A 568-nucleotide genomic window follows, 5' to 3' on the forward strand; every position below is an offset into this window, starting at 1 on the left:
ATCGCGTCAAGCGAGTAAGATCCCTTGAAGATGACAAGGTAGATAGGTCCGAGGTGGAAGCGTGGCGACACGTGTAGCTGACGGATACTAATCGATCGAGGACTTAACTAAACACACAAGAAAAGCGTAGGCGACTGTTCAGCCACGAAGAGCGCGAAAGGCCTGCGAGGAGGCTGTTGCCGCCACAGCAGGACTGAAGCGATTCGAGGGGCTAGGAGCCGAAGCTAGACACAAGAAAAGCGTAGGCGACTGCGCAACCCCTGTTATCTAGTTTTGAAGGAATAATCCTTCATCATATTGCTCGGTGACGATGGCGGAGAGGTTACACCCGTTCCCATCCCGAACACGGAAGTTAAGCTCTCCAGCGCCGATGGTAGTTGGCGGGACACCGCCTGCGAGAGTAGGACGTTGCCGGGCAAAAAAACGAGCCATTAGCTCAGCAGGTAGAGCATCTGACTTTTAATCAGAGGGTCGGAGGTTCGAGTCCTCCATGGCTCACCATGATGCGGGTGTGGCGGAATTGGCAGACGCACCAGACTTAGGATCTGGCGCCTCTGGCGTGGGGGTT

1 tRNA gene and 2 rRNA genes are annotated in these 568 nt (G+C 54.9%); all 3 read left to right on the top strand.

Going from position 1 to position 568, the window contains the following annotated elements:
• Window positions 1-111: ribosomal RNA gene (locus ES017_RS15220) — 23S ribosomal RNA — on the top strand; the annotation flags it as partial.
• A 189-nt stretch (window positions 112-300) separates the two neighbouring features.
• Window positions 301-417: ribosomal RNA gene (rrf, locus tag ES017_RS15225) — 5S ribosomal RNA — on the top strand.
• An 8-nt stretch (window positions 418-425) separates the two neighbouring features.
• Window positions 426-501, top strand: a tRNA-Lys gene (locus tag ES017_RS15230).
• Window positions 502-568: the final 67 nt, after the last annotated feature.

The sequence above is a fragment of the Anoxybacillus sp. EFIL genome (assembly GCF_013096955.1).
In the GTDB taxonomy this organism is placed as follows: Bacteria; Bacillota; Bacilli; order Bacillales; family Anoxybacillaceae; genus Anoxybacillus; species Anoxybacillus ayderensis.